Annotated in this window: 14 protein-coding genes; 6 read left to right on the top strand and 8 right to left on the bottom strand. The window is 38.5% G+C overall.

The annotated features are described in order from the left end of the window. Positions 1 to 12 precede the first annotated feature (12 nt). On the bottom strand, positions 13 to 2,238 hold the full coding sequence (locus HJP15_RS13400; RefSeq protein WP_249365865.1) for a CapA family protein: 2,226 nt from the start codon (positions 2,236 to 2,238) through the stop codon (positions 13 to 15). Positions 2,239 to 2,496: 258 nt separating this feature from the next. Between HJP15_RS13400 and tyrR the strand changes: the two genes are divergently transcribed. After that, on the top strand, positions 2,497 to 4,053 hold the full coding sequence (gene tyrR, locus HJP15_RS13395; RefSeq protein ID WP_054205121.1) for a transcriptional regulator TyrR: 1,557 nt from the start codon (positions 2,497 to 2,499) through the stop codon (positions 4,051 to 4,053). A 21-nt stretch (positions 4,054 to 4,074) separates the two neighbouring features. On the opposite strand, the gene HJP15_RS13390 is transcribed toward tyrR, so the two are convergent. Continuing rightward, positions 4,075 to 4,563 (bottom strand): hypothetical protein, encoded by a 489-nt coding sequence (locus tag HJP15_RS13390; protein ID WP_054205122.1) that lies wholly within the window; start codon positions 4,561 to 4,563, stop codon positions 4,075 to 4,077. Between the two features lie 112 nt (positions 4,564 to 4,675). On the opposite strand from HJP15_RS13390, the gene HJP15_RS13385 reads away from it, so the two are divergent. Next, on the top strand, positions 4,676 to 5,212 hold the full coding sequence (locus HJP15_RS13385) for a thioesterase family protein (RefSeq protein WP_054453304.1): 537 nt from the start codon (positions 4,676 to 4,678) through the stop codon (positions 5,210 to 5,212). A gap of 66 nt (positions 5,213 to 5,278) precedes the next feature. On the opposite strand, the gene HJP15_RS13380 is transcribed toward HJP15_RS13385, so the two are convergent. Next, positions 5,279 to 5,932 (bottom strand): OmpW/AlkL family protein, encoded by a 654-nt coding sequence (locus tag HJP15_RS13380; protein ID WP_054205124.1) that lies wholly within the window; start codon positions 5,930 to 5,932, stop codon positions 5,279 to 5,281. 278 nt (positions 5,933 to 6,210) lie between these two features. Between HJP15_RS13380 and dapE the strand changes: the two genes are divergently transcribed. Together dapE and HJP15_RS13370 are read left to right on the top strand one after the other, a co-directional pair. Further along, entirely contained in the window at positions 6,211 to 7,395 is a 1,185-nt protein-coding gene (dapE, locus tag HJP15_RS13375; RefSeq protein WP_170173972.1) for a succinyl-diaminopimelate desuccinylase, read from the top strand. A gap of 504 nt (positions 7,396 to 7,899) precedes the next feature. After that, positions 7,900 to 8,571, top strand: coding sequence for a hypothetical protein (locus HJP15_RS13370; protein WP_054205126.1), 672 nt, complete (start codon positions 7,900 to 7,902; stop codon positions 8,569 to 8,571). A 386-nt stretch (positions 8,572 to 8,957) separates the two neighbouring features. Here the strand turns inward: HJP15_RS13370 and HJP15_RS13365 are convergent, their stop codons facing one another. The 3 genes from HJP15_RS13365 to olsF all read right to left on the bottom strand — a co-directional run bounded on the left by HJP15_RS13365 (position 8,958) and on the right by olsF (position 13,173). After that, positions 8,958 to 9,665, bottom strand: a complete 708-nt coding sequence (locus HJP15_RS13365; protein WP_054205127.1) for a response regulator — start codon at positions 9,663 to 9,665, stop codon at positions 8,958 to 8,960. A gap of 10 nt (positions 9,666 to 9,675) precedes the next feature. Further along, the gene (locus HJP15_RS13360) at positions 9,676 to 11,298 is read right to left on the bottom strand and encodes an ATP-binding protein (protein ID WP_170173971.1); all 1,623 of its coding nucleotides are present in this window, start codon (positions 11,296 to 11,298) and stop codon (positions 9,676 to 9,678) included. Between the two features lie 162 nt (positions 11,299 to 11,460). Beyond that, complete coding sequence (gene olsF / locus HJP15_RS13355) at positions 11,461 to 13,173, bottom strand: bifunctional ornithine lipid synthase OlsF (protein WP_054205129.1); 1,713 nt, start codon at positions 13,171 to 13,173, stop codon at positions 11,461 to 11,463. A 173-nt stretch (positions 13,174 to 13,346) separates the two neighbouring features. Here olsF and HJP15_RS13350 point away from each other — a divergent pair, with 173 nt between their 5' ends. Continuing rightward, the gene (locus HJP15_RS13350; RefSeq protein ID WP_054205130.1) at positions 13,347 to 14,267 is read left to right on the top strand and encodes a 2-hydroxyacid dehydrogenase; all 921 of its coding nucleotides are present in this window, start codon (positions 13,347 to 13,349) and stop codon (positions 14,265 to 14,267) included. Between the two features lie 100 nt (positions 14,268 to 14,367). Continuing rightward, positions 14,368 to 14,499: a hypothetical protein gene (locus HJP15_RS22210; RefSeq protein ID WP_269432715.1), complete on the top strand. Its 132-nt coding sequence runs from the start codon at positions 14,368 to 14,370 to the stop codon at positions 14,497 to 14,499. A gap of 184 nt (positions 14,500 to 14,683) precedes the next feature. Here HJP15_RS22210 and HJP15_RS21950 read toward each other — a convergent pair whose 3' ends face one another. Continuing rightward, complete coding sequence (locus HJP15_RS21950; RefSeq protein WP_054205204.1) at positions 14,684 to 14,929, bottom strand: hypothetical protein; 246 nt, start codon at positions 14,927 to 14,929, stop codon at positions 14,684 to 14,686. Between the two features lie 99 nt (positions 14,930 to 15,028). Further along, entirely contained in the window at positions 15,029 to 15,478 is a 450-nt protein-coding gene (locus HJP15_RS13345; protein WP_054205131.1) for a hypothetical protein, read from the bottom strand. Positions 15,479 to 15,503 lie beyond the last annotated feature (25 nt).

The following is a 15,503-nucleotide window of genomic DNA, read 5'->3' as shown; positions in this document are numbered from 1 at the left end:
AGGGTAGTAAAATTAGTCAAGCGTACTGAAAGTGAGCTTAAAAGTGAGTGGGGCATTTGAATTTAAGTTTATAAAATCAAAACCATGCATCCTATCAGTTTGCCAAACCCCCTCTGTTAACTCAAGCTTGGTTTGCCAAGAAATCATGGTAACATCATCAAGCGCTAGATTAGCTTCATCTTTTTCAGGAGGGTAGTGGTTAAAAGTGACTTTTATTCCTCTTGCAGGTAACTTTTCTGGTCCTAATGTTAAATCATCCGATGGGAGTGTAAAATCATAATTAAACGCTTGCCAAGTGTGGCTACCCGCTGGCTGAATGCTTATATATTGTGTTGAAAACTCTAGACCATCTTCAGCTGTTGTAATTACTAACTTAGCATCGAGCTTGCCTGCATTATCTGCTTTGCTATAACCAAATAAACTAAAATCCTTAAACACGCTCATTTCATTTTCTAGATTTGGTAACTCCATTGCACGGATTGTTTGGCGAAAAGGAATAATAGAAGGTGTATTGTCAAACTGAGTGCGTGATGAACACAAGCCTTGCTGGCCATTTCTTGCTTGGCTAATACAAGGTGTCACACTATCACCAGTATGATCCCAGCGTGCAACTTCCAATTGCTCATCGTCATTGTCCCAATCTTCAAAATCACCGAAAACCATAACATCGCGACCAAATCTAATATTTGAAGGGGCTGCACCAGATATAAGTTCAATCTTAGTTAAGAATGATTTGCTGGATGGGGCATAATCACGTAGGTCAATAATTGATTGATTTGCTGCTATTGTGACTGTTTGAGTATGTGAAGAGCTGCTGGCCTGGTTTTTTGCGAAGTATACGTCTGCATAGCCATCTCTTGGGATAAGTGTGATGTTATCGTCTGAAAATTCGGCTAAGCGGCGTAATAAATAATCGCTTAAAAAGCCATTAATGAATTTAGGTTGATACCCCTCCACATAAATAGGGTATGCATATGCACGCTCAGTCATTGGCGATGAATCTTTGTTAACATGTACTAATACAGCCACACCTAATAAGGTATCTAACCTATCTTGGTCAAAGACAAAGTTACCAAGACCAAGAATGGCGGGGACACCATTGAACACAGAAAATCCTTGGGCGATATGCGGGTGATGAGCAATAATCAAATTAGTTTTTTGCTTTGACAATAAGTTAAATCGACTTTTTATATAGTTGCTTGGTTCATAGCTATATTCATCGCCCCCGTGCATTTGGGCTATTACATAATCGCTATTATTAGCAGCTTCATCAAGGTACATTTCAACCAATTCTGATTCTGTTAAATCGGCTGCACCGCCTTTGGTTTCGTCAGTAACGTAGGTAATAGCATGTTCTTTACCTGTAATCGATGTCGCTGAAAAAAGCCCCAGTTTAACGGTGCCTACATCCATATACTCAGGTTGATAGGCACTTTGTATATCGTTACCCGCGCCACTGTTGGCAATCCCTGCATTAGCGACTTCAGTTAGCGTATCGTTAAGGCCATCATCTAAAAAGTCATAGACATGGTTATTCCCTAATGCGACATAATCTACGCCGATTGATTTTATTCCTGCAAGGGTCTCAGGAAGAGAAAAGAAGCTAAATTCTTTTGTTGGATGAGGTGTTTCAGGTGATGCTGTCACTGGTGACTCTAAATTAACAGATGTAAAGTCGGCAGCTTGGAAAAAAGAGCCCACAAACTGTGTTAGAGACTGTGCATTTTCAGCAGCTGTCGCTGGACGGATAAGGGCACCCTCAATATCGGGAATGTTAGCTGTCATAGTTGCAAGTGATGGATCGAGGAAACGACGCCCAAACATAGTGTCACCAGCAAACAGTAAGCTAACAGTATTACTACTCTTGCTACTTAAGGTAATGTCTTGGTTGTTACCGTTTTTTGTAACTGTGATTGTTGCAGCGAGTGGGAAATACCCTGAGTCGCTTACTACTAGTCGGTGGTTACCAAAAGCAATTTCGTTGTAAGTGAATTGTCCATTAGCGTCAGTTTGATAATTCTGGCTAGCAAAGCTCACTGTAATATCACTTAAAATTTGCCCTTGCTCATTCTTAACAGTCATTGAGCCTGTAAATGTTTGCTTTAAATGCTCGGCTCTTTTTTGACTTTCAGTTTGTTGAGCTTGTGTTTCTCCTGCGTCGTAAGGATCTTCGACTTTACAGCCAGCGATATTGATCGTTAACAGTAGCACAAGATATTTGGATATATTTAATTTCAAACTGACCTCATTATCACTCTAGTTACATTGTCTAGCACGTTTTCATTATACGGAATGTATAGTTGTATTAGCAACCAGCCAAACATTTGATATTTTTTAATTTGTTCAATCCTAAATTATAGTATTTATTATTCAATAACGGCCATGTTTAGATTATTTATTTCAGCCTTGTCCAAATATCTTTACAATTGACTATCCTCTCTAGAGGAGTTCGCGTATTATCCGTGATATATAAATGTCTCTTTTTTTGAGGATATAATGCGTTTAGATATTCATTGTGCAGACCGCATCGGTATTGCTCAAGAAATACTTAATATTTTGGTCAATTATCAAGTTGATTTGAAAGGTATTGAAGTTGATTCAGTGAACTGTCGTATGTACGTCAGTTTCCCCCCGATTGAGTTTGAACAGTTCCAAAAAATTATGCCATCAATACGATTGATTGATGGTGTTAAAGATGTTCGAACTACTGCTTTTTTACCTTCTGAACGTGAGCATAACGAACTTAATACTTTATTGCGTGCGTTACCTGATGGCGTTATATCTATTGATGCTAAAGGCTGGGTTAGGTTATGCAATGATGCCGCATGTAAAGACTTACAGCTGAGTGAAAAAGAGATTCTCGGCTCGAATATTAATAATCTATTAAAAGGCTTTAATTTTACACGCTGGCTGGAAGGGAAAGAAGTTTTAGGCCAAACAACACGTGTTGAAGTTGCAGGTGAAGATTTTATTGCTGACATTTTACCAATAGCAGTGCCGCAAGGTGCTGAAGGCGATGTATTGGCGGGCGCTGTAATCAACATCAAATCACAGAGTCGGTTGGGACAGCAAGTCAGCGCATTTCGTCGTTATGGGCAAGAGAGTTTTGCAACCATTCATAATTTTAGTACCGCAATGCGACGAGTTGTGCGTGAAGCACGTAAAATGGCACAATTGGAAGCGCCTATTTTAATTACCGGTGAAACAGGTACTGGTAAAGAGCTGCTTGCGCGTGCATGTCATTATGCGTCAAATCGTTCAGTCAAGCCGTTCATTGCATTGTCATGTGCTTCATTACCTGATGATGTAGCAGAATCTGAATTATTTGGCTATGCAGGTTACGAAGAAAATGCTGCACCAAAACGTGGTGTGCTTGAACAAGCGGATGGTGGTACGGTATTTTTGGATGAAGTGGGCGAAATGTCTACGCAATTACAAACCAAACTATTACGCTTTTTACAAGATGGTACATTTCGAAAAGTAGGCGATGAGAACGAAGTGAAAGTGAATGTTCGCATTATTGCCGCGACGCAGAAAGATTTACCAGCAATGGTGCAAGAGGGAACGTTCAGAGAAGATTTATATTATCGCATTAACGTCCTGACACTTGAAATAGCGCCACTGAGAGACCGTAGGGCTGATGTAGGCCCATTGGCTGAGCACTTTATTCAAAAATATGCACAGCAAAATGGCCACGCTATACCTGAACTATCGGCTGAGTGCTTAGCGTTCTTACAAGATTACCCATGGCCGGGTAATGTGCGTCAGCTCGAAAATGCGATTTACCGCGCGGTATCATTATTAGATGACAATGAACTACGTGTAGAGCATCTTCAGTTACCCACATTTACACATGACTTGGGCTATTTAGAGTCTGATTTTGAAGGCTCTTTAGATCAAGCGGTAAAGCGCTTTGAAGCAACGTTATTACGTAAACTTTACCCAGCTTACCCAAGTTCACGTCAACTAGCTAAACGGTTAGGTTTAAGCCACACAGCTGTTGCGAATAAATTACGTGATTATGGTATTAACCGTAAAACAGTAAAAGTGTAAGTTTGCAATTATTTATGGGCACTATTGTTTAGTGCCCATATCTTTAGTGACGCCATCAATAGCGATTGTCTCAATCCCTTCTTCGCTAAATTTAATCATTATGCTGATATTGTTACGAGCAAAAAAGTAATTTTTATTATCTAAACTAATCACATAATTTCCTTTGACAGGATCTTTAAACTGACGTTTTTCAAGAGCTAAAGTGTGCTCGCCTATTTTCCAGTTAAACCCTTCAATAAAACCATTGTTAAATTCTTGCACCCAGATTTGCTGCTCATCTTTAGAAAGCGTTATAGCAATGGAATATGATTCTGGTAATTGCATATTGTAACTTTTAGTTCCAATGGTAAATTGCTCATTGTTTTTTTGCCAACCAAAGCCGAATTTAAACGGTTTTTCTACACCAGTAGGGTAGCTAACCTTTCCTTCTCCTGGATAATCAAAATCAGCCCATGCATAGCTGCTACAAAGTGTGAATAAAACACCTAAGTAAAAGACAGGTTTAATCATAATGATGCGTACTTTTTAAAAATAGTGGACTTTGAGATTAGAGCAGAATATTCTCCATTGCAAGATGCTGTGCTACACTCGGTTGTATTATTAACTGGTTAGACCTTTAATTGTGAACCTCTATTTTCGTCTTTTATTACTTTTTTTTAAAATCAAACGTAATCGTGTTTATCAGCCGCTATTAGATACAGTTGATATTGATTACAAAGCGTTACCGACTGATTGTGATATTAATTTGCACCTGACAAACTCTCGTTACTTAGCCATGATGGATTTGGCGCGAACATGGATGACTGAAAGAGTGGGGTTATTGGGGCCGATATTAAAAAAACGCTGGTTTCCCATCGTCAATGCAACTGCGATTACTTATATTCGTGATATCAAGCCGATGCAGCGTTATACAGTGAGTACGCGACTAGTTGGTTGGGACCATAAATATTTCTATATAGAACAGAAGTTTCACTCTGATCGTGGCCTTCATGCTATTGCATATGTTAGAGGGGTGTTTAAGCGTAAAAAAGGCGTTGTTAGCGTTGAAGAGATGTTAGAGGTTGCAGGGTTTGATGGCGTAGCACCTATTTTGCCCCCAGAAATAATGCATTGGAAGGAAATGCTTGAACAGAAAAAAGTAACTAACTTGTCTCGCTGATTTTAATACGAAAAAACAAAAAAGGCCGAAAGGCCTTTTTAAAGTATATTTTTAGTATCTACAAATTTAAAACTTATACTTAACACCTAACATTGCAACAACCGGGTCAATTTTAACGGTTGAAGTAAGTGCCTGTGCGCCTTTTGCGTAGACAGTTGCATCAGTCTCAATATCCATTACAGATACCATTGCATGCAATCCCCAGCTTTGATTAAACATGTAGTTAACACCTGCTTGTGCTACAAAGCCGAATGAATCATCTAACTTCACTTGAACATCGTCAGTGCCAAGTACTGATTTAAGTGCCGCTGAAGGTTGTTCGTCGAAAAATACCGTATAGTTAACACCAACACCTACGAATGGGCGAAATGCAGATGCACTGTCTAAAAAGTGATATTGAGCAATAAGTGATGGTGGTAAATGCTTAATATTAGCAATTTTATTGCCAGCTAAACCACCTGTACCGTCAACATCATGAGAGAAAGGTGTTGCAGCAACTAACTCTAAAACCCAGTTATCATTAAATGCATAATCAATAGTAATACCAAGCTGTGTATCAGAATCACCTTTTAGACCAAGAGTTGAGTCTTCATTGATTGCTGAGCTGCTATTATCAGGATTTACGTTTATAGCACCTACGTTTACGCTAAAATCTGCACTGGCAAAAGGAGACGCGATTAAAAGAGAGGTGAATAACGCTGCGCTAAGTTGTTTTTTCATGCTGTTCTCCGAGAACTACTTTTTTTGAATTGAGTCTATTATCAAGTAAATTCGAAATAAGAAACTGTTCTAGATCAATGTTTATAAGCAGATTATTGGATCTAAAAAGATTGTTTGATTTAGATTAATGTTTAGATGCCTTTATCATAATAATGATTGACTTGAGGCGTGTTCTATTCGTTTTATAAATCAGTCATGTTTATTTCTATAAACTGACATATCCCAGTCATAAAACACGGTTGTAATAAAGCTACCTTTACTGCATTTTGTGTGTTGATATGTTTTTAGCACGAACCCCATCATTACAAATACACGCGCAGCCTAAAGTTGTTGACTGGCTACGCACGCTTATTAAATTTAAATCGGTGACCCCAAATCAAGCTGGCGCCATAGACTGGCTAAATGATCAACTTTCGAATTTAGGATTTACGTGCGATCAATTTACCTATAAAGGCGTAACAAATCTTATAGCAAAAATAGAGTTTGGAGATGGGCCTTTAGTTGCATTCTCTGGGCACATTGATGTTGTACCCGCGACAAGTGAGCAGTGGCGAGCAGAACCATTTTCAGGTGCTATTATTGATGGCGCTATTTATGGCCGCGGCGCTGCTGATATGAAAGGAGGCGTTGCCGCCATGTTATGTGCTAGTCGTACGTTACTGGCTAACGCAGCTGCAAAAGAAGGTACTTTTTACTGGCTGATCACCTCTGATGAAGAAGGAGAGGCGGAATATGGTTCACTACTGATTGCAGAGCGTTTAGCGCAACAAGGTATCAAACTTGACGGCTGCATTGTCGGTGAGCCAACCAGTCATTTGTATGTTGGTGATACAATCAAAAATGGCCGTCGAGGTGCACTGTCTGCGCGGTTAGTGATCAACGGCAAAGCAGGGCATGTTGCTTATCCAGAAAACACCATAAATGCAGCCCATTTAAGTGCAGAAGTAATCAAGCGTTTGGCTGGTATAACGTGGCAGCGTGACGAGCCAAGTTCACATACGAGCTTGCAAGTAACAGGGATTAATATTGCTAATGTTGTTGATAACATGGTGCCAGCACGGTGTGAAATGACATTTAATATTCGTTATAGCCATGGTTATAAAAGCAGTGATATAAAAAATGAAATTCAATTCGCGTTAGGCGATCTACAAGCTTTGCTGAGTGTGGAATGGGAGCGTCCGTGTGAGCCTTTTTATACTAGCCATCAAACGCGTCGCTGCTTATTGACTCAAGTTGAACAAGCTATTTTTAATGTGACAGGCAGTTATCCTTTATTAAGTACCAGTGGCGGAACTTCTGATGGGCGGTTTTTTGCTAATGATTATACCCAAGTGATTGAATGCGGGGTAAGAAATAATACCATCCACCAAGTGAACGAGCATGTGCCTATTAATGACTTACTAAAAATTGAGCAAATATACACACAGCTTTTAGAACGGGTATTTATTAGCCATGTCAGCTGACTATACCCAAGCCACCTCAAGATGCAGACTTCAGCGTTTCACAGGGCTTAATATCAAGGCGTTACTTTGCAACAATGGCAGTCCCTTTTAAGAAGTAACAACGATGAGAGTAAGCGCCTGTGAAACGCCCAACGGATTGGTTTAAAAGCAATTTATACTGCGTTACTTTTATAAGGGAATGATTTTAACAAGGGAACAACCATTATTTGCAATCAATGCCTTGCCTAAATTGCTTTTAACTTCAACTGAAACGGCATCTTGAGGTGGCTTGGGTATATAACGCAAGGTCATCATTAAGCTAAAAGCTCATTATGAACAGACAATTCCTGACAATGTCCGACAAGCGCTGAGAGATGTCTCATAAAGAATATGCTAACATTTTTTCAGTCAATTTCGCTATTCGAAATGTAATGCTTAGTAATTGATTAATAAAAAATTATTAAAGTAATAAAAGCGTTTAGTGCGATTTTTAGCGTTGATAAATTAAACATTATGGAGATTATTATGAGCACCAGTAATAAAGGATTTAGTATTGCACTGTTGTTTGGTGTGACAGCTGCTTTAAGTGGATGTGGTGAAAGCACGGATGAATTAGATGATAAATTAACCCATCAAGTAAATATGTCTTTTATAAATTCATTGGATTATATGGCTGACTTTCATGTCAAAAAAAGGAGTATTAGCACCGGCTATAGCGGTTTATTTGATAGTGATAATATCGCTTCGGGCGATGTGGAGGCCAATGCTGTGGGTAGTCGCTATAACTACAGTTATAAAGTAATTAATAATATGATTAACTTGGGGGTTAAAGACAGTATCAATGCGAATAAAGAGGAACGCATAAATACAACCTTGAGTAATAATGATGATTTATGGGTTATTGCTTGGCAATCTTCAGGTGAACGGGCTTTGTCTGTGATTGATAAAAAACAAAGCAATACTGCCGATGTATTTAATGTACGTTTATTTGCCTACGGTGAGTATGATGTTTCAATTGATGATAAAAAAGTATTAATTACAAAAAAGGGCCGTGTCACAGAGTTTTTAGCGGTTAGTAACTGCGCTAATGGCCTAAAAGTTGCCAATCAGGCTATCGATTTATGTGGGGGTAATTTTGGTGCATCATATTTACTCGTTGTCGATAGCAATGGTAAACGTGTAATGGCTCAAGAATAACCTTAGATTAAAACTTATCTGGTTAGCGTGAAGTAGTTGCTGAGAAAGATGTATACCCAAGCCACCTCAAGATGCAGAATTCAGCGTTTCACAGGGGCTTAATATCAAGGCGTTACTTTGCAACAATGGCAGTCCCTTTTAAGAAGTAACAACGATGATAGTAAGTGCCTGTGAAACGCCCAACGGGTTGGTTTTAAAGCGATTTATACTGCGTTATTGATTTTAACAATAGAACCACTATTACTTGCAATCAATGCCTTGCCTAAATCGCTTTAAATTCCAACTGAAACTCGCATCTTGAGGTGGTTTGGGTATATTATCCAAAGTTAAAGTCTCTCAAAGGCGCTACTTCTATATTTAGGGTATAGCGCCATATCCACCCATAACTACCATGCACTAACCACAAATAAGTAGCCTTTGGAACGGATAGTCTTAATTTTTATTGGATTACGCGCATTGTCACCGAGCTTCTTGCGTATCTGACTAATATGATTATCAACACCACGTTCAATTCCATCATAGTGATAACCTTTTATTTGTTCAACAATGTCACTACGTGAAAGAATAACTCCTGCATTTTTAGCAAGTAGTAGCAGTAGGTCATATTCGCCGTCTGTTAGCTGGATATGTTGCGTTGCTAAAGAGACTGTTCGGTTATGTGTATTAATTATTAATTGCCCAAACGTTATAGATTCTTTCGTTTGTGGCTTTATGGCGAGTGGATCTGTGGGATGTCCACGTCTTAAAAAAGCTTTAATTTTTGCCAGTAGTAAGCGAGGTTTCACCGGCTTTAGTAAATAATCGTCGGCACCAATTTCAAGGCCTACAACCTGATCAATTTCTTCTTCTCTTGCGGTAAACATCAAAATATAGCCGCTGTATGACTGCCTTACTTCGCGGCATACCGTTAAGCCATCCTTGTTCGGTAACATAACGTCAAGCAGCACCAGAGCTGGCTGCCACTGAAGAATACGGGAGACCGCATGCTCGCCATTTGATTCTATTTCAACCTGATAGCCTTCAATCGTTAAATACTCTTGAATTGACTCAGCAAGCGGTAAATCATCTTCTACCACTAAAATTTTTGTTTTCATTTATTATTCTCTATGTGGATTCTTGATGTATGCGTTTGGCTGGCCAATTTAGCATGAAACACGCACCACCTAAGCTTGATGGCTCAACACTCGCGCTTCCTTCATGCCAGCCTAAAATTTGTTTAACGATTGCAAGGCCTAGCCCGGTGCCACCGACTTGCAAATTACGACTTTGATCTTCTCGATAGAATGGTTCAAATACCTTCTCAGCATTGGATAAAGGAATACCATCACCGTTATCCGCAACACAAATCAGCCAGCCTTTCACGGTTTTTTTATAGCTCACTTGGATACGGTTTCTTCCATACGCGATGGCATTGCGCATTAAATTACTTAATGCGCGGCTCATATAAAACGTATCAATCATTGCATGGCAAATGCCTTGTTCAAGTAAGACAATGTCAATATCTGGATTGGCCTCTTGCCAACATAATAACTCTTGTTTTATCCAATGATTAAGTTCAACGGCTGCAAATGTAAGTGTCGGTATTTCACGCTCAAATCGAGCATGTGTAAGCATTTCTGACACTAATGAATTCAGTTCATTCAAAGATAATTCAATCCGCTCTAGTTGCCCAAGTTGATAGTTATTGGCTGTACTATTTCTAAGTAATTCAATATTGAATTCAATGCGTGCAATGGGAGTTCGCAATTCATGTGATACAGCATTTATCAGGGTTTTATGAGAAGAGATAAGACGTTGTATTTTTTCGGCCATGATATTAAACGTTTTGGATAAATGGTTTAGATGGCTAAAACGAATTAGCTTAGCGCGAGCATCAAATTTACCTTGTCCAAGTAATATCGCCACTTTATTGAGCGATAACATAGAGCGCCAGCCAGGAATTAACCATATTATAATTGGTATAAGCAGGAAAAAGCCGAATATAAAATAAAATATACTTAACATATACACCACTTTGCTCTTTAGCTGGGGGCTAAAAGGGCCAAATACAATTACATTATCGCTATTTTTGATTCGCTGTACGGCAATGTCAGCGGGGTAGCCAATAAAATTAGAATCCGCAGTGGATATGGTCACAATAGCCCCTGTTTTCAATTGGGCTATTTGTTGCTTTGTGTAAGTTAATTCACTCAATGTCATTAGTGCAACGGGGTATGAAAAATTATCACTGAGCGAATCAATTATCGACGGCCAATTGTGCTGCGGGTGTTTCGCTAAAATATTGCTTAGTAAGTAAAAAGAGCCCATCATCCAACGTTGTGCCTCGTTGACCAGATGCTTAGGTACCGTATTAGGTTTTACAATCACTAACAGCTGCTCGTTATCTATTTTTCGATAAGCTAAATCTGCTTGCGGGTCTCCCCAAATTTTATTCTCTGCGAGCCAAGATTGCTGCTCACTTGAAAAATCATTTTGTTGATAGTCTTGTAAGGTAAGTTCAAAGCCAAAATTGGCCTGTATGGTTTGTAAGTAAGCTATTCTCTGGTGTTTAGGTATGGATTGTAATTGTTGAGCAAGAAGATCCGTAGAGCCTGAGGTTAAAAACTCTAATGCCCATTTTTCAGTTGGGTACCTCACGTTACTTTCAAAATGAGGGATCACTAATAATTGAATGCTAACTACCGAAAAAATAATGATAAAAGATAAAAATAACAGGGACCTTTTCATAGCTAGTCTGTCAATAATTTATGTACAACCACTGTATCATACCTTTACATAAAAACTACTTTTGATGGCATACAGTGAGCTTAAATTCACGTTACGGATCAAAGTAGGTTTAGTAAATAAGCTAGATGGCTGGTCGTCTTTATTTTATACACCTTTGCGTTCTTAGGTCTTTCCTAAATATCTTTTGGCTTTGCCTTCTTTTACTTTTTCAAGATCAACTAATACAAGTCCATCAATGCAGTTATTGAAATCAGGATCAACACTAAAACTTAAAAACTGTACGCCGCCAGGCTCACATAGTTCGGTGTACTGTTTAAATAAAGTGGGTACTTGGGCACCCATGTTTGCGAGCACATGCTTAAGCTCAACAAAATCTTCTTTAACATCATTACCACAAAAAAGCGTTTCGCATTGGAGTCGCTGTTGCTCTGTGAGTTTAAACTCATTATTAGGTATGGCTATTGTTTGCTTGGCACCATAGTAATGCTGATAGTAATAAACAAGCATCGCTTTAGCTTGCTCTGGGAGCGTATTTGACACACTAACAGCACCATATAGATAGCGGTACTGAGAGTAGGTATTTATGAATGCGCCTATGCCATTCCATAAATAATCGAGGCTTTTTCGTCCCCAATATTTTGGTTGTACGAAACTTCTGCCAAGCTCTATGCCAGCCTTAAAGTAGGGAGCCATTTCATCACTGTATGAAAATAAGCTATCGGTGTATAAGCCTTTTTGGCCATGTTTTTCAATAATATCTTGCGCACAGGCTAAACGGTATGCGCCGACGAGTTCAAGCTGTGAGCTATCCCACAAGACTAAATGTTGATAGTCCATATCGTATTTATCAATATCACGGCGTTTTCCACTGCCTTCTCCCACAGCTCTAAAAGAGATCTCTCTTAAACGGCCAAGCTCTCTGAAAATAGGTGAGCTGCCTTGATATTGATACAAGTAAATCTGCATCCCATCTTGTGTGGTACCAAGTCGCTGGCATTTCTCTATGGCCTTTTTTAGCTCTTTACGGCATTCCGAGGTTGCGATAGGCGTTTGAGTTTTAAGCGGTAAGATTTTTTTTGATGTTAATGCATAGAGTTGCTTACGAATTAAATTAACGACCTCTTTGTCTTTGAGGTTTTCAATTAAGTAGGATTCAGGAGGAATTGATGCACCAATTTCAAACTCTAATGATTTTTGACGCTGCTTAAACATTTCTTTGACAAGTAGTAGACTCGCGAGCGGTTTGTAAATCATTGACGTACCATAAAAAAGCGAACTATTTTTGGCTTTTATAAAAATAGGTAAAATAGGGCTGTTCGCTTTTTTAGCGATACGTAAAAAACCACTATTCCACTTACAGTCTTTTATACCTGTTGGACTTAAACGAGATACTTCACCTGCTGGGAAGATCAATAGCGCACCTTCACTTTTTAAATGTTGGTGAATATTACTAAGCTCTTGCTTTTTACTTGTCCCAGATAAATTATCGACGGGCAAAAGTAACGAATGCATGGGGGTTACCGACATCAACATGCGATTGGCTACGACTTTTAAATCTTGGCGAACGCTTGATAGCACTTTAATTAATGCCAACGCATCTAACGAGCCAATAGGATGATTAGCGACAATAACTAATTTACCTTCACTGGGGATATTTTCAATTTGTTTCGGTTTATAGCGAGTATCGAAGTCTAATTCGTCAAGCACTTGTTCTACAAACTCAATACCTTGTAAGTGAGGGTAAGCATCACCAAAGGCTACAAACTCTTGCTCATGTAGTAAGTACCCTAAGCCTTTTTTAACTAAACTTTTAACTTTAGGTGAGTTTTCTAGTTGTGGCAGATTTGCTGCGATTACTTTATCAACACTGATCATTATTACCTCGTTTGATGTTGGCGATAAACCAATATTGAAAGAGTAAAAGCAAGCGATGACAGTTAGGTTGCAATTGTGTGACTTTTTAAAGTGCGTAAATTGAATCTCATTAGATTAAATATTGCAGCAGAGGTTATACTTATTGTACATATACTATTTATTATAGGCATTCTATGAGCGTACTTGTCGCTATTAGCGGGCGTGATTGCAGTAAAATAATGACTGCATTGGAGGCTAAGCTACCAGATGTAAAAATTTCGCAGTGGCCACATTGTGATAATTTAAATGATATTGAATTTGTTCTTGCCTGGCTTGCCCCTGAAGATATGTGGGTACAACTACCAAATTTAAAAGCTGTTTCATCATTTGGGGCAGGAATAGACAGCATCGATTTAAATGTATTACCTAAAAATGTTGTTGTTACACGTATTGTTGATGAAAACTTGGCTCATGACATGGCTGAGTATGTATTAGCCCATATTTTGGCGCATAAACTGCGCTTAAAAGAGTACATATTAAAACAGCAAGATAACCAATGGTGCCCAAAGCGAAGCTATCGCGATAAGCATGTTGTTATTTTAGGATTTGGTGAGTTAGGTCAAGCATGCGCTACACGTCTTTTAATAAATAACTTTAGTGTAAGCGCGTTTTCGCAAAGCGCAAAAAGTATGGCTGATGTTAACTGTATACATCAGCAAGCAGCATTGCCTAATTTACTCAATAAAGCAGATTACTTAGTGTGTTTATTGCCTTTAACACCACAGACAAAAGGTATTATAGACCGTAATCTTTTAGCGCATTTACCACCACATGCAGTATTAATAAATGTATCTAGGGGACAGCATGTGGTTGAAAAAGACCTACTACATGCATTAGACCAACAGCAATTGCGCGCGGCTACCTTGGATGTATTTACACAAGAACCATTAGGTGATGAACACCCATTTTGGCAACACCCTAAAATCACACTAACACCACATTGTGCAGCGTTGTCAGATCTTGATAGTGTGACGACTCAAATTGCACAAAATGTAGAGCGTTTAAAATTAGGCCTAGATTTAAATCATCAAGTTGATAGAACAAAAGGTTATTAAAATCTAAGTAATTAACGCAAGATACATATTGTTAACACTTGTAATTTTAGCTAATCTATAACGCGTACGATTTATAATAAAAACAATAATAAGGTTTATAATGAAACAACAACAAGGTGGCGTAAAACTCAGTGTTATTGTGGTGTCTATTGTTCTAATGGGAGTGTCAGCATGGTTTAACCAAGCTAATGCTGATGAACAACCTCAACAATCAACAAGCCAAGTTAAATAAAAGTAATCACTAAGCCGAGTCAATCCTTCTTACATAGTGCTCGGTTTTTACTCTCTTCCTTTTTTACAAGCTTATTAATGCATTATTGTGCAAGCGAGTTATTTCTTTGCTAATAAGTTTAGACAAAAAAATACCTCACTCAGTAAAACCAAGTAAGGCATATAAAATTATCTTGGGGGATATATTAATTAGGCGTCACATTTAATTGACCAAAGGTATAAACTTTGAACAAATAAAATGTATTAATCAACACAAGGCTCATGTTTGAGATCACACTTGACGACATTAGGTCTAAACTAAATGATAAAAACAGTAAAACGCAGGCGCTAATCGCCGCAACGCGTAATATTGTTAGTTGGTTAATAAAAAATGCCCCTAATCCTAGGGCTAACAGTATAAAGTTTAAAAGCCAATCAAGCTCGTTTAGCATGGTTTTATCGTTGTTCATGTGTTGAAAAAAGGAGCGCCATTATGGTGAGTTTTTGCGCACCTTTCAACCAAGTAAATTTATTTTTTCGGATTAGTTTTTTTAATCCATCATTAGCTTTTTGAGCGCAGCAAAAAAGCCTGCATTTTCGGTTATTCGATATTTTTGACAGCTATCAGGCTGCTTCATATTTCGACACAAGTAAAGGCTGTTTCGGGTTAGATCGGCTTGAGGCTGCAAGCTTGAATCAAAAAGTGTGGCACCGTAACCAAACATACCAGGCCAGTAAACACTTTGCGTCACTAGGCCTAACTTTTCATACGTTATTAATTGTGGCTTAGGTACACTGACAGCGATTAGTAAAATTACACCAGTAATAATAAGTTTAGCTTTCGTTTTTTTGTTGTTAGCCCCAATTGTAATTTGTTGCTCATCTACACTTTGGATTGAGCTAGGAAGCTGACTGGTCCCCTTTTTTTTTGATGCAGTTGTCGGTTTTCTTCTTTGTGGTGTTTTTCCAAGTAAGGATTGTTTTTTTTGATTGTTAGACATAAAGCAAATCTGGCCTTTTAAGCAG

This window comes from Pseudoalteromonas sp. NEC-BIFX-2020_002 (genome assembly GCF_013002825.1).
GTDB lineage: Bacteria > Pseudomonadota > Gammaproteobacteria > Enterobacterales > Alteromonadaceae > Pseudoalteromonas > Pseudoalteromonas neustonica.
This window is presented reverse-complemented; position numbering and strand designations above follow the sequence as displayed.

Coding starts and splice junctions, on each gene's coding strand:
- tyrR (WP_054205121.1), top strand. CDS start 2,497: ATGCGTTTAGATATTCATTGTGCAGACCGCATCGGTATTGCTCAAGAA.
- HJP15_RS13390 (WP_054205122.1), bottom strand. CDS start 4,563: ATGATTAAACCTGTCTTTTACTTAGGTGTTTTATTCACACTTTGTAGC.
- HJP15_RS13380 (WP_054205124.1), bottom strand. CDS start 5,932: ATGAAAAAACAACTTAGCGCAGCGTTATTCACCTCTCTTTTAATCGCG.
- dapE (WP_170173972.1), top strand. CDS start 6,211: ATGTTTTTAGCACGAACCCCATCATTACAAATACACGCGCAGCCTAAA.
- HJP15_RS13370 (WP_054205126.1), top strand. CDS start 7,900: ATGAGCACCAGTAATAAAGGATTTAGTATTGCACTGTTGTTTGGTGTG.
- HJP15_RS13365 (WP_054205127.1), bottom strand. CDS start 9,665: ATGAAAACAAAAATTTTAGTGGTAGAAGATGATTTACCGCTTGCTGAG.
- HJP15_RS13360 (WP_170173971.1), bottom strand. CDS start 11,298: ATGAAAAGGTCCCTGTTATTTTTATCTTTTATCATTATTTTTTCGGTA.
- olsF (WP_054205129.1), bottom strand. CDS start 13,173: ATGATCAGTGTTGATAAAGTAATCGCAGCAAATCTGCCACAACTAGAA.
- HJP15_RS13350 (WP_054205130.1), top strand. CDS start 13,347: ATGAGCGTACTTGTCGCTATTAGCGGGCGTGATTGCAGTAAAATAATG.
- HJP15_RS22210 (WP_269432715.1), top strand. CDS start 14,368: ATGAAACAACAACAAGGTGGCGTAAAACTCAGTGTTATTGTGGTGTCT.
- HJP15_RS21950 (WP_054205204.1), bottom strand. CDS start 14,929: ATGCTAAACGAGCTTGATTGGCTTTTAAACTTTATACTGTTAGCCCTA.
- HJP15_RS13345 (WP_054205131.1), bottom strand. CDS start 15,478: ATGTCTAACAATCAAAAAAAACAATCCTTACTTGGAAAAACACCACAA.